Origin of the sequence: Vibrio chagasii, from assembly GCF_024347355.1 — a bacterium.
In the GTDB taxonomy this organism is placed as follows: domain Bacteria; phylum Pseudomonadota; class Gammaproteobacteria; order Enterobacterales; family Vibrionaceae; genus Vibrio; species Vibrio chagasii.
Map to the genome: position 1 here is coordinate 2,176,092 of NZ_AP025465.1, position 13,430 is coordinate 2,189,521.

Consider the following 13,430-nt stretch of genomic DNA (forward strand, 5'->3'; position numbering starts at 1 on the left):
TTCAAATTCAAAATAAAGTTGTAAATTAACAACCAAAAACCATTTAAAAACCAGTCACTTCAACCAGGAAATTACATAAAGGTCAAAATATAGGCGATTCGCTATTAACTTTCCGTAATTAAACAACAACTATGCCATGGGAAGGTTCACGGTAATTATGTTGATAACATCTTGAGTCGGCGGAGCGCCCAAAGAAACCTGTTCTAACGCTTTATCGACTTGAAAAGAAAGCTCAGCATTGTCCATAGGTTCGACATGCTTACGTAGGCTTTCTAACGCAGACTGAATCAGGTCTAGGTTATTGTCTTCCAACGCGACATAGAGTGTCACGAGTAGCTCTTCGGTATTGTCCTTGTTGCGCAGATCAGGTTTCGGTAGTGAGCGGCTTGGGCTCTTATTCTTATGAAAGTTCGCATCGTGACTGTTTAAGCTCAAAGGCTTAACTAAAGGCCCGCTCTCATTCTGGCTTTTGGTTTCATGATATTGATACAACTTATTAGAGTAACGGAACAGGGCATCATCAAGTTCACGCTCATCAATCGGCTTAGCGATAATATAATCTACTCCAGCCCCAAGCATACGCTCACGAGTCTCTTTGAAGACATCAGCCGTACAACCAAATATCAATACTGAAGACACTTCACCAATTAACACTCGAATGGCTGTTGTTGATTCTACGCCGTCCATGACTGGCATGTGGTTATCCATCAACACGAGGTCAAATCGTTCAGCAACTAGCGCCTGTATCGCCAGTTCACCATTTTCAACGCTCTTGCAAGTAAAGCCCTTGCTATTCATAAAGGTCTCAATGATTACCGTGTTGGTTCGATTGTCTTCAACGATCAGCACCTTCAAACCAGAATAATCTAACTTCTTGTGTGGCAGGCTCTCTATTTCACCAGGCTGACAAGGTTGAATTTTCAAACGTACATCAAAGCTAGTGCCTATCCCCTCCTCACTGGTGACGGTAATGTTGCCATCCATAAGTTGAGTGATTTTCTTCACAATGGCTAAGCCAAGCCCTGTACCACCAAAACGTCTTGTCGTCGAAGACTCCGCTTGTTCAAACGGTTTAAAAATACGCTTTTGCGCCTCTTTCGATATACCGATGCCGGTATCACGAACTCGGATGCTGAGGTAAGTCTCGCTGCCCTCGACCATCTCTTTAAGGTAAACCTCAACAAAACCGCGTGAGGTGAACTTCACCGCATTATTTAAAAGATTAAATAGGATTTGACGCAAGCGAGCTTTGTCGGAAAAGTACCAACGACCGGAAGGCACTTCCGAATAGACCTTAAATTGAAGCCCTTTCTCTGAAGACAATGTGTAGTAAACACTGTTGATACTGCCGATGATCGAATCCAGCGGGAAACGCGTCTCATCAAGGTCTAACCGGCCCTGCTCAATCTTTGAAAAGTCCAAGATTTCGTTCAGCAAGGTCATCATGTGATCGCCTGATTCATACAGACTCTTTAAGTGCTTCTCTTGCTCAGCATTGAGCGGGGTTTTCAGCAGAATTTGTGCAGTACCCAAGACACCATTCATTGGGGTACGAATTTCGTGTGACAGAGTCGCAAGGAAAGCGGTCTTTGCATTGGTTGATGCTTGCGCTTTCACTTTTTCTGCTTCGAGATATACCGTCTTCTCATTGAAGGTTTTGATTAGGTGGCCGATCTCATCATGACTTGAATAATCAACGTCAATCACCTCGCCGGCTTTTGAACTGTTAACCTGAGTGGCTATGTTAGTGATTGGAGTGATTAAATAACGGTTAAGTAAGTAGTAACCCGCCATCACACACAGTAGCAACAATGGCACAATACCACCCTCGATACTCATCACCTGACGAAACACTTCGTCTGCTACCCGCGATTTAGAGTTAACGACATCGACTTGCCAGCCAAATTCACCGAATTGATTGCTACTAATGTAGATCCCTTCAACGAGATTAAAGTTATGAGAAACCAAGACTTGGTTTAGCTTGTCTCTCAAGGTAATACCAAGGTTGTACTCTTCTGCATGGTTCTTAATAAAACCCAGTAACTCTTCCAAAGAGAGGTCCACCGTCGCGATACCCGCAAAGGTGCCATCGTAGTAATAAGGCGAAGACGCCGTGATCATTCGAACGTGCGTGTATGGATCGATGTAGACATCACTCCATGAGATGGTTCCCTGCGGTTCATCGACCACTGAGGTATACCAGTATTCTTCGTGATAAGGGGCATTTTTAGGATTGTTGTAAGGAAACAGTTGGTCGATGCTGCCATCGTCAGCTTTGTTAAAGAAGTAACTGTTCAGCAACTTATCGGGATCGAGCGTGTAAGGTTCAGGCCAAATACCAGCACTGACGATTGTGTCGTCACTCGCGGCTAACATCGACTTGAACAGCGGGATAACATCTTCGCCTTTACGATGCGCCTGAGCAAAGCCAACTAAACTATCAACAAAGCCTTGAGAGCTGCTGAGTGGCTCTGTAATCAACGAAGACAGCAATTGCGTACGTAGGTCGAGGTTTTGCTGCAGTTTGGCGCGCACGGGGGATTCTACGACGTAATACGTCACACTACCGACAATAGCGATAAACATTGCAAGGTATAACCCAAGCGCTACCATGCTTTTTTTCTTTAAGGACGACCGTATCTGCATAATTCTTTTATTGTTTTCTTTTCTGTTAAACCTAGTGTTTATCATCAACGACATCAAGCCTTTTTAGATTGAAGCTTGATTGGCACAAGTTCATTGGTACTATAAGCGCAAATATGTTCCCTTTTACGGTACCTCACTTTGACTTTACAAGATATTCTTGCGCTTCCAGAGTTGGAAGGAAAGCTAATCACAGAACACAAAACCATAGGCTTTGTCACTGCAATGGCTGCAGCGCCTAATGTGTTAACCCCTCATGAGTGGCTACCGTTCCTTTGGGGTGGCGAAGAAGTTGCTCCTTTCACTGATGGTGAGCAACTAGAAAGCTACATTGAAGTGATCATTGCGCTTTGGAACAAAACTCGTCCAGAATTAATCGAAGGCACTTGGGTTTGGCCTGAAGCTTGTCAATTAGACGAAGAGGAAGTGGTTAATACTGCTGCTCGTGATTTCTGTGAAGGCTTACTTCAAGGCTGGCAGATCGCTCGTGATGATTGGGAAACGCTAATGCCTGAAGATAGCGAAGACAACGCACTGGTTGGCGGCGTTCTACTTTCTCTTAGCATGCTTTACGATCCAGAAACCTCAATCGCAACCCTAGCCGAACAAGGTATCGAAGGCCTAGAGCAATTTGAAGAGATCTTCAATGCAGTTCCTGTAATGCTTTGTGGTCTAACTCAGCGCGGTATTGCACTGGCTGAAGCTCAATAAAAGTATTCAACAGAAACTACGAAACAAACAGCAAAAGGCCTCATGATGAGTAATACCGATCAGTTAAGAAATTTGTGAGATCATTTGACCGATCCTCAAAAGGCTTCAGAATCCGATATTAGGAAACTAATATCGGATTTTTTTATGTCTTTAGAAAGCCAACTTGCCAATACTTTTCAGTCGTGTAATACCTTCCACCACTTTGAAAAATACTCTGAAATTCTTAGTCCAGAGCTTATCCAGCAAGGTTTTGAGCAAGCTGGCGTCGCAACCGTTAGAAGAAGACGGTTACCTTTGGAGGCCGTACTTTGGTCCGTTGTTGGAATGAGTCTCTTTCGTCAACAATCTGTTTGGGATATTGCTAACCAACTCGATATTGTCCTGCCAGACAGACAACGCTTTGTTGCCCCAAGTGCTGTTGTTCAAGCGAGACAGAGATTAGGCGAAGAAGGCGTTAAACAAGTCTTTAAGAAGATGGCTACGCATGGCTATCACTCGTCTAATTTCGAAACTTGGTGTGGACTAAACCTTCTATCCGTCGATGGTGTCGTTTGGAGAACGACAGATACACCTGAAAATCATCAAGAGTTTAAAGCACAGAGCAATCAATCATCGGAGAATATTTACCCTAAGGTACGTATGGTTTGCTTGATGGAGCTTACAAGTCATCAACTAATCGATAGTACATTCTCTGACTATCGCACCAGCGAAATGCGCCTTGCAGAAGAACTCATCGAACAAACCCCCGATCATTCGCTGACTATTTTTGACAAAGGATACTACTCTCTAGGGCTACTTAATCGCTGGAATAAGGTAGGCAAAGAAAGGCATTGGATGCTTCCTGTGAGAAAAGACTTCCAGTATGAAGTCGTTCATAAATACAGTCAGAGTGACGCTATCGTTGATATAAAAACGACACCTCAGGCAAGAAAGAAGTTCAGTGATCTCCCTGAGACAATAGAAGCAAGGTTAGTGTCGAAAATCATCAAAGGGAAGACATATCAGGTACTTACATCAATGCGTGATGGGTTACGCTTTCCTGGTGAAGACATCGTAGAGCTTTATCGCTATCGTTGGGAAATCGAATTAGGCTATCGGGAAATGAAGCAAACCTTGCTTGATAGTGAGTATACATTACGAAGTAAGCGCCCAGATATGGTCAAGCAGGAGCTCTGGGGGATTTTGCTCGCCTATAACCTTATAAGACAAGTTATGACAAAGGCTGCGATTAAATTAGATAGCGTCTGGCCAAATCAATTAAGCTTTACGAGTAGTGCTATGGCTGTGACTCAATACTTCGCGGCTTTACCTTTAACGAGTCCTGGAAAACTTCCTAAACATTATGAAGTCTTACTCAAGCAAATATCCATGTTTACCCTGCCACCTCGAAGAGAAGATAGAAGTTACCCTCGTTGGGTGAAACTGAAACCCCAAAAATATGCAACGAACAGGAAAAATGCCAGTCAGCTTAACTGACTGGCATTACTCATGATGAGGCCTTTTTTAATGCGAAAATGTCCAGTAACGCGAAACTCTCTAGTACACGAAAAGCGCTCACATCGAAAAGAATCGCGCCTTAAAAACCTTTCCAATCAAAGTCATCGATACGCTCATCGGCAATATAGAACAACTTAGTACCGCTACTGACGACTTGATCCAATTCTGGGTTGAGCTCAATACCGTTTCCAGAGTCTATCGCAATCAAAGTCGCTTGATACTTCTCTTTAAACACAGAGAAAATTGGCGCCACAGTCACAGGTTCGGCATCTTGAGGGTAGTAGGTCGAATACTGCGTCATACCTCTCGTCGAGCTAAGCAGCTCTTGGTGCAGCGCACTAGATCCCGGATCGACCGCAGCCTTTGCGAGCATCTCCGCGCCTACCGCAGGAATACACTCAGAGTTTGGGCAATGTTTATGTAGCAGGTCACTCAATGCCTCATCTTTAAAGTAAACCAACAGATGAGCTTCTGGGTTTCGGTTGGCACAGTAAAGTGCAGCAGATAAAGTAATATCATCTTCAGGGTTATCAATCAGAATACAGCTGGCTGATTCAATCCCCGTCTTTTCCATCTCTTTACCATCAGTGTAGCTATTCACTTTCACGAAACTGATCTCACCAGGGAGTGGGTTTTCAATGTCTGAACGCGTACATAACACGATTGGACGCCTACCCGTCTCTTCATGCTGGAGCATACGGATAAGGTGAATGGTTCTTTGCTCATTCCACCCCAACATTAAAATATGATTTTCCACTCGTACTCTCCTTTTTCCTAACAAGCCAGCTCGCCAATATTCAACACCTTCTGTGGCAACCTTACCGAGTAACGCAGCAAACAGACTAAGTCCACCCGGAATCACAAATAGAATGACAATCCATCGACCCGCTTCTGTCGTCGGTGATAAGTCGCCATACCCTACTGTCGAAGCGGTCACCACTAAGTAATACGCGAATGTAGTAAACGAACTGGTTAAGTCCGTCTCACCCACCAAATACAAACTCGACCATGAAATAAACACATAGCCTAGAAAAGTAAACAGTAGGTTTTTGCCGTTCAAAACAAAGATGTTTGCTTTGATCCAACGTTTGAGTTGCAACCAGATTATCATTCGAGCCTCAAATCCTTCGTTCTTACTTACATGCTAGAAAAAATACGCGATATCAACAAGATGAATCATCAGAAAAAAGATACATGCTCACAAGGTTGATATTAGCAGGCTATCTTTCGGTACAAAAAAACCAGCACTAAAGGCTGGTTTTTAAATTAGTCAGATAAGTAAGCCGCTTACGCGTTGCCTTTTACCTGCATGTTTAACTGCTCTGCGAAATCTAACATACGGTTCAATGGGATAAGCGATTTAACACGTAGCTCGTCAGAAACGAAGATTTCGTGTTGCTCACCGCCATTCTCAAGTGCGTTTTCAATTGCCTCAAGACCGTTCATTGCCATCCAAGGACAGTGTGCACAACTACGACAAGTTGCACCAGCACCCGCCGTTGGCGCTTCAATCAGCTCTTTTTCAGGAACCAGTTGTTGCATCTTGAAGAAGATGCCTTTGTCTGTCGCGACAATCATCTGTGGATGCGGCAGCTCTTTCGCTTTCTTGATTAGTTGGCTAGTAGAACCAACAGCATCAGCCAACTCTACAACACTTGCTGGAGATTCTGGGTGCACAAGAATTGCCGCTTCAGGGTATACCGACTTCATCTTTCTCAATGCATCTGCAGAGAACTCATCGTGAACGATACACTCACCTTGCCAAAGTAACATGTCAGCGCCGGTTTGATTCGCGATGTAAGAACCTAAGTGACGGTCAGGCCCCCAAATGATTGGCTTACCTTCAGCGTCTAGGCTCTCAACGATTTCCAAAGCAATGCTCGACGTAACCACCCAGTCTGCACGAGCTTTAACAGCCGCAGAAGTGTTTGCGTATACAACCACTGTGTGTTCAGGGTGAGCATCACAAAATTCTGTAAATTTATCAGCAGGACAGCCAAGGTCTAATGAACATTCAGCTTCAAGCGTTGGCATTAGAATGCGTTTTTCAGGAGTAAGGATCTTCGCAGACTCACCCATAAAGCGAACACCAGCGATGATCAAAGTGCTTGCTGAGTGACGGTTACCGAATTTAGCCATTTCTAATGAATCGCCAACGAAACCACCAGTTTCTTCTGCCAGCGCCTGAATTTCAGGATCTGTGTAGTAGTGTGCAATTAGAACTGCATCTTTTTCTTGAAGTAGTTTTTTGATGTTTGCGATGTGGGCCTGCTTCTGAGCGTCGCTCAGTGGAACTGGCTTAGGCGGAAACGGGTAAACTGTATCGATTTTATCTAGTATATGACTCATTGCTCTTGCTCTACGCAACTTCTTCCGAGAATCCGAGTATTCTACACAGGACAGGCATGAGGATCAAAAAGGATTGGTTGTAAGCAAGCACGATTGGGTATTGAAGCGGGTATAAAAAAGAGGCGCCTTGGCACCTCTATTTGATTTTATAAGTGGGTTTGTGCCACTTTGGCCGAAGCACTGTTTGGGTACTCGGTAACGACTTGTTGGTAATATTTCTTAGCTTGCGCCGCATTGTTATTGCGCGCTGCTATGTCACCAAGCTTAACCAGTGCGTCCGCTCGCTTGTTTGAGTCTTTGTAAGACACAACAGCGGCAAAGCTCTTCACGGCTTCTTTATCTTGCTTCTTAGCAAAATAAAGCTGACCTAACCAGTAATGAGAATTAGGTGTGAAGGTAGAATCTGGGAAGTCTTTTTGAAACTTCTGGAATGCAGCAATTGCACCCGTGTAGTCTCGTTGCTTGAGAATCATGTCTACAGCATTTTGATAAGAAGTCTGCTCATCGACATCAGTACTGAACGTACCAGAAGCTTCTTTAGAGCCTTCGCTCGCGGCTACTGCTACTGTTGCGGTACCTGCTGCTTTCACCTCACCTCTTACTCTATCAAGCTCGATAAAGAGTTCACGTTGGCGCTCTAGCATTTGTTTCATATCGTAACTGTTGCGCTCTAGCTCACCACGAAGTTCACTGATTTCCAGTGCCATGTCGTCGATTTGCTGTTGCATTTGAAGCTGAACAAGATTGCGATTTTGAAGCAGGCGCTCTAAACGCTCAATATCTGATTCGTTAGATGCTGATCTAGAGGAAGAAGAAGTTGAATTGGTTGCGGTGCTATTGAGATCGGATACTGGAGCTGGTGCAGCGAACGCAGTGTTCGCTGCACTTGCCAGTAACGAAAGCAAAATAACTCGCTTTGTGTTACTGAACATGAGGCAATTCCTCAATTAAATAGCTTACTAAGATTAGTAAACTAGTACTGCGCGACGGTTTTTAGCGTACACATCTTCAGATTGACCTAGAAGAAGTGGCTTCTCTTCACCGTAGCTTACGATAGAGATTTGGTCAGCTTGAACACCTAGAGCTTGTAGGTATTTTGCAACAGCTTGTGCACGACGCTCGCCAAGTGCGATGTTGTACTCAGGAGTACCGCGCTCATCAGCGTGACCTTCGATAGTTACTTTCATGTCTACGTTCTTAACTAGGTAAGCTGCGTGAGCTGCTAGCATTTCTTCGTAGTCGCCAGCGATAGTAGAGTTATCGAATGCGAAGTAGATTGTTTGAGTTTCACGTAGTGCTTGCTCTTTAAGCTCTTGCTCAGACAGTTGACCGTTAGCGTCAATTGGCGTTACAACAGTTGTATCTACGTTGCCTTCTGAACCAGAAGTTGTTTGGTTGCTTTCAGTACCAGAAGTTGCAGATGTTGCTTCATCAGTTGAGCTACATGCCGTTACTGCCATCACTGGTAGTGCAATCATCAAGCCTTTAAGAACTTTATTAAGTTGCATCGTTTTTTCCTTACGTTATCAAACTTAGTTTCTACAGCCGACTAAGTGCTATAGATAGTTAATGCCACAATAGTTAACACTATCAATAGCTAAAAGAATCTGTGACTTTTCCTAGAGGAACGGTGACCATGCCGGCGCTCTTACGCGTCCGTTGGTAGCCGGTAATCTAGCTTTAAAGCGACCATCGATAGAAACCATCGATAGTACGTTCGTCTTGTTGTAAATAGAGCTATAGATAACCATACCTCCATTTGGTGCAATACTTGGGGATTCGTCTAACAATGTTTTTGTTAGTACTTGAACCGCACCGGTTTCCAAATCTTGTTTAGCCAAGTTAAAACCTGAGTTGCTGCGATTTACCATTATCAGGAATCGTCCATCAGGGGTAATCTGGCCACCTAAGTTTTGGCTACCTTGCCAAGTAATACGAGAAGTCGAATTATTGGACAAATTTACATTATATATCTGAGGTTTACCACCACGATCAGACGTAAAAATAAGAGACTTGCCATCTGGATGCCAGAATGGTTCCGTATTATTCGAACGGCCGCGGGTAATTTGAGTCAGTTTACGGGATGCGAGGTCAAGTGTGTACACCTGAAGGCTGCCCGTTTTCGACAATACTAGCGCTAGTTTTTTACCGTCAGGAGAGAATCTTGGCGCACCATTATGACGTGGGTATGACGTCACTTTCTCACGTTCACCCGTGTAAATATTCATGATGAAGATTTCAGCTTGGCCATTCTGGAAGCTTACGTACGCAAGCTTTTTACCGTCTGGTGACCATGAAGGCGACATTAGAGGCTGCTTAGAGCGAAGTACTAGGCGCTCATTGAAACCATCGTAGTCTGCTACGCGAAGCTGGTACGGGTATTTGTCTTTGTCATTCACAACAACGTAAGAGATACGTGTTAGAAACGCGCCTTTTTCACCTGTTAGCTCTTCATAAACCAAGTCAGAGATACGGTGTGCGTACTCTCTTAAGCGCTTACCTGGTACGGTCGCTTTCTTGTTGAACAACACGTGATCTTTAGAAAGCACCAATTGACCTTCATCGCTTAACGCTCGGCTTTGTCCTTTCGTCAGCTGACCACGAACAATATCGATCAGTTGGTAATTCACCACGTACTGCCCTTCGGCGTTCTTCGTGATGCTACCTGTTAATAGTGAATCAACACCTAGGTTTGTCCAAGCGTCAAAGTTCACCTCAGTTTCGCTGTAAGGCGTTTGCGGCATTTTGCTTGTCGCAACTGGGCTAAACTTACCACTGCGCTGTAAGTCAGAAGCGATAACCGCTGACACATCGTGTGGTAGTGGCTCTGCACCTTCCCAGCGGAAAGGTACGATAGCAATAGGTCGTGCAGAGTTAATACCGTCTGTTATGACAATCTCTAATTTGGCAAAAGCTGAACTAGAAAAAAGACAAGCCATAACAAACAAGCTTTTGAAAAAGTTACCTTTAAGCATAAGTTATCCATTTCTCATTATGGGCTAAACCGAAAGTCAAAATCTCGGAATATGTTTTGTAGTGATGAATCCTGTGGAAAATCAAACTCTCTCGCTTTAACTGTGGCAGCCTTAGCTGCTGAACACAGCTGACGATTGCCACTAACAACAGAGACCCTCTTGACTACTGCTTTATTTCCACCGATTGGTGTCAATTGAATGTTAAGAACACATTCTTCACCACGGAATGAATCTTCCATAAGCAGATTACGCTGTACCGTTTGTTGATAAATCGATATATATCTAGCCTTCTCATCTTCTAAGTGCTGATTCAATGCAGCATTGTTACTAGTTTGTTCACTCTCTAACCCTGCAAAGATATCGTTCAGTGCAGCTTCTTGCTGTTTACGCTCTTTCTCAGCTCTGGCTGCCGCCTCTTTTGCTTTACGGGCCTTCTCTGCTGCGGCTGCCGCTTCTTTCTCTTTCGCTATACGCTGCTTCTCAGCACGTTCAGCGGCTTCTTTTTCTTTACGAGCTTTTTCAGCGGACTCTTGCGCAGCTTTTTCTTTTGCCACGCGTTCTTGTTCCGCTTTTGCAATCGCTGCTTCTTTCGCTTTACGCTCTTGCTCTGCTTTCACTAGAGCCGCCTCTTTTAACTTACGGTCAGCTTCTGCTTTAGCGGCTTTCTTCTTCTCTTGCTCTAAACGGGCTTGTTCAGCTTTGCGTTTCTTCTCATTTTCGACACGTCGCTTTTCTGCTTCCCGAGCGGCTTTCGCATCTTTCGCTTGTTGCTCTTTTAGCTTACGGATGTTTTCTTCTTCAGCTTTACGGTTTTTCTCTAGCCTTTCGCTTTCGCGTCGCAGTTTATCTAAACGTTCTTGCTCTTTCTTACTTGCCGCTTCACGTTGTTGACGGATTTGCTGAGCTTGTTGACGAACCAATTGAGGGTCGATAACGACAGCCTGAACCATCTGCCCCGTAGGTTTTGGTTCAGACATAGTAAAATCCGCTCCCCAAATGAGAGCAACGAATAAGACAACGTGCAGCCCAAGTGAAATTAGAAGCGGCTTTTTGAAACTATTGGATTTTTTATTATTCGCTTTCATGAATGCTACGGAGCTATTCCCTTATATCCGTTAAAAGGCCAACCTTTGGCACGCCTGCACGGCTTAATTCATCAAGTAACAAAACCACTTCAGCGTAAGGAGTAGCAGCATCGCCGCCTACCGCCACTGGAGAATTCGGTTTCAAAGACAGTTCAGCTTTTACTCGAACGATAATATCTTCCAATGACAAGCCACGCTGCACCTCTTCGTCATTGACGCTTAGGCCAAGTTCACCATCTTTGTTCACTTCAACGATAATGAAGCTCGCATTGTCGTCGCCTAATAAATCTTGCGCTGACTTAGCGGTTGAAGCCTGAGGCAGTTCAACATCTACACCTTGAGTAACAAACGGTGACGTCACCATAAAAATGATCAGCAGTACGAGCATAACGTCGATATAAGGTACAACGTTAATCTCAGCTGTCATTTTACGTTTTTTAGGTTGGTATCCAGCCATCTATTATTCCCTGCCAGCCATCGCTTGACGGTGAAGAATGCTGTGGAACTCTTCAGAGAAAGTCGCGTAGTTATGTTCTAGCTTACCAACACTGCTACTAAAGCGGTTGTATGCCATTACAGCAGGAATCGCAGCGAAGAGCCCCATTGCTGTTGCGATCAGAGCCTCTGCAATACCTGGTGCAACCATCGCAAGTGTCGCTTGCTTCACTTCACCTAACGCGATGAATGAGTGCATGATACCCCAAACGGTACCAAACAGGCCGATGTATGGACTGATAGAACCAACCGTCGCCAAGAAAGGTAAGTTAGTTTCTAGCTCATCCACTTCACGAGCCACTGCTACGCGCATTGCACGACCAGTGCCTTCCATGATGAAGTCGGGAGATGTCGCATTCGATTTGCGAAGGCGTGCGAATTCAGTAAAGCCTGCGTAGAAAATCTCTTCAGTTCCAGAAAGCTCATCTTTGCGCTTGTTGCTCTCTTGGTACAACTTAGCCAAATCAACACCAGACCAGAATTTATCTTCGAAGACTTCTGCTTGTTTAGAAGCTTGAGATAGCACTTTACTTCTTTTTATGATCATTGCCCAAGAAACGACAGACATGCCCATAAGAGTCAGCATGACCATCTTAACTAGTAAACTAGCTTCTAGAATTAGGCCTAAGATTGAGATTTCAGCAGTCACTATTCGTTAGCTCCGTAAGAATAAATGTTGGCATTGCCTTGGGTTTCATTTTTTGATTGTCGATACATGCTACCTTAACCATTGCTTTACACAATGCTTTGCCATCAGGATTTACGATCTCTTGACAGAAGACCAAGGTAGCTCGCTTTAACTCGTAAATATTTGTAATGACTTGTAAAGAATCATCAAGACGTGCGCCTTGAATGAAATCAATGTCCATATGTCGGACTACAAAACCGATGTTTTGTTCTAATAATACTTGTTGAGAAACGCCAATTGAGCGCAGCATCTCAGTTCGAGCACGCTCGAAGAACTTGAGATAGTTAGAGTGGTACACCACGCCACCTGCATCGGTGTCTTCGTAATATACGGTTACTGGCCACGTAAACGGCTTAGATAATCCCTGCAAATTAATACCACAAACCAAAAATCGATAAAGACATCACTATAACCTAACTCCTTATCATTAATAGTATATGGCAGTGAATTTTTTGATTTAACAGACGAAAAAAAGGCCATCTGTATAAGATGACCTCTTTTTGACTAAAAACCCAACAAGTACAAAGGCTCACGTTGGATGAGAACCTAAAATCACACCTATTTTATAGAAGGCGTAGCACCGTTAGGTACAGCAGAATGGTAAGTGAAACGTATGGGCTAAACAGCAGTTGCCACATCCAAGCTCTCGGTTTAAACCCAACACCGTAAACCATGCTTGAGCATACTGCCCAAATAAACATAGGCCCGATGATCGCGTTAAATCCACCGATGCTTTCTGCATACGCTTCAGGATCCCACATCACTAAACCAACATGCATGAAACCCAATATTAGGGACAAAGCTCTTAAGAGAGTCTTGTCCATTGGTCGATGCAGCTTAGCGACTTGTTCTGCGAGATTACTCACTGTCTTTGTCCATCATTTCAGAATGCTCAAGCCATAGAGCATTGATGATGCCGAATGCACATGCTAGAAGTACACCCAAAATCCATGCGAAATACCACATAAAATTTCTCCTAAGTTATTT

14 protein-coding genes are annotated in these 13,430 nt (G+C 44.1%); 2 read left to right on the plus strand and 12 right to left on the minus strand.

Features of this window, described 5'->3' with window-relative positions; all coding sequences use genetic code 11:
• Positions 1-129: 129 nt before the first annotated feature.
• Positions 130-2,646, minus strand: a complete 2,517-nt coding sequence (locus OCV52_RS09960) for an ATP-binding protein (protein WP_449369299.1) — start codon at positions 2,644-2,646, stop codon at positions 130-132.
• A 138-nt stretch (positions 2,647-2,784) separates the two neighbouring features.
• Between OCV52_RS09960 and OCV52_RS09965 the strand changes: the two genes are divergently transcribed.
• Positions 2,785-3,354 (plus strand): UPF0149 family protein, encoded by a 570-nt coding sequence (locus OCV52_RS09965; protein WP_061032856.1) that lies wholly within the window; start codon positions 2,785-2,787, stop codon positions 3,352-3,354.
• A gap of 144 nt (positions 3,355-3,498) precedes the next feature.
• Positions 3,499-4,830 carry an IS4 family transposase gene (locus OCV52_RS09970; RefSeq protein WP_137409199.1) on the plus strand — a complete coding sequence of 444 codons (1,332 nt, stop codon included), beginning with the start codon at positions 3,499-3,501 and terminating at the stop codon, positions 4,828-4,830.
• 100 nt (positions 4,831-4,930) lie between these two features.
• On the opposite strand, the gene OCV52_RS09975 is transcribed toward OCV52_RS09970, so the two are convergent.
• The 11 genes from OCV52_RS09975 to cydX all read right to left on the minus strand — a co-directional run bounded on the left by OCV52_RS09975 (position 4,931) and on the right by cydX (position 13,409).
• Positions 4,931-5,962 (minus strand): potassium channel protein, encoded by a 1,032-nt coding sequence (locus OCV52_RS09975; RefSeq protein WP_137408837.1) that lies wholly within the window; start codon positions 5,960-5,962, stop codon positions 4,931-4,933.
• A 176-nt stretch (positions 5,963-6,138) separates the two neighbouring features.
• The gene (gene nadA, locus OCV52_RS09980) at positions 6,139-7,200 is read right to left on the minus strand and encodes a quinolinate synthase NadA (protein WP_137408836.1); all 1,062 of its coding nucleotides are present in this window, start codon (positions 7,198-7,200) and stop codon (positions 6,139-6,141) included.
• 146 nt (positions 7,201-7,346) lie between these two features.
• The gene (gene ybgF, locus OCV52_RS09985) at positions 7,347-8,132 is read right to left on the minus strand and encodes a tol-pal system protein YbgF (protein WP_137408835.1); all 786 of its coding nucleotides are present in this window, start codon (positions 8,130-8,132) and stop codon (positions 7,347-7,349) included.
• Positions 8,133-8,165: 33 nt separating this feature from the next.
• Positions 8,166-8,708: a peptidoglycan-associated lipoprotein Pal gene (gene pal / locus OCV52_RS09990; RefSeq protein WP_004741083.1), complete on the minus strand. Its 543-nt coding sequence runs from the start codon at positions 8,706-8,708 to the stop codon at positions 8,166-8,168.
• 111 nt (positions 8,709-8,819) lie between these two features.
• A complete protein-coding gene (gene tolB, locus OCV52_RS09995; RefSeq protein WP_137408834.1) occupies positions 8,820-10,175 on the minus strand; it encodes a Tol-Pal system beta propeller repeat protein TolB in 1,356 nt (451 codons plus the stop codon).
• A gap of 17 nt (positions 10,176-10,192) precedes the next feature.
• Positions 10,193-11,260, minus strand: coding sequence for a cell envelope integrity protein TolA (gene tolA / locus OCV52_RS10000; RefSeq protein ID WP_137408833.1), 1,068 nt, complete (start codon positions 11,258-11,260; stop codon positions 10,193-10,195).
• A gap of 13 nt (positions 11,261-11,273) precedes the next feature.
• Positions 11,274-11,717 carry a protein TolR gene (gene tolR, locus OCV52_RS10005; RefSeq protein WP_004741086.1) on the minus strand — a complete coding sequence of 148 codons (444 nt, stop codon included), beginning with the start codon at positions 11,715-11,717 and terminating at the stop codon, positions 11,274-11,276.
• 3 nt (positions 11,718-11,720) lie between these two features.
• Complete coding sequence (gene tolQ / locus OCV52_RS10010; protein ID WP_008219926.1) at positions 11,721-12,404, minus strand: protein TolQ; 684 nt, start codon at positions 12,402-12,404, stop codon at positions 11,721-11,723.
• Positions 12,394-12,831 (minus strand): tol-pal system-associated acyl-CoA thioesterase, encoded by a 438-nt coding sequence (ybgC, locus tag OCV52_RS10015; RefSeq protein ID WP_061032861.1) that lies wholly within the window; start codon positions 12,829-12,831, stop codon positions 12,394-12,396. The genes tolQ and ybgC overlap by 11 nt, the downstream gene beginning before the upstream one ends.
• Positions 12,832-13,006: 175 nt before the next feature.
• Complete coding sequence (ybgE, locus tag OCV52_RS10020) at positions 13,007-13,309, minus strand: cyd operon protein YbgE (RefSeq protein ID WP_102423550.1); 303 nt, start codon at positions 13,307-13,309, stop codon at positions 13,007-13,009.
• Positions 13,302-13,409 (minus strand): cytochrome bd-I oxidase subunit CydX, encoded by a 108-nt coding sequence (gene cydX / locus OCV52_RS10025; RefSeq protein ID WP_000270284.1) that lies wholly within the window; start codon positions 13,407-13,409, stop codon positions 13,302-13,304. The genes ybgE and cydX overlap by 8 nt, the downstream gene beginning before the upstream one ends.
• Between the last annotated feature and the right edge of the window lie 21 nt (positions 13,410-13,430).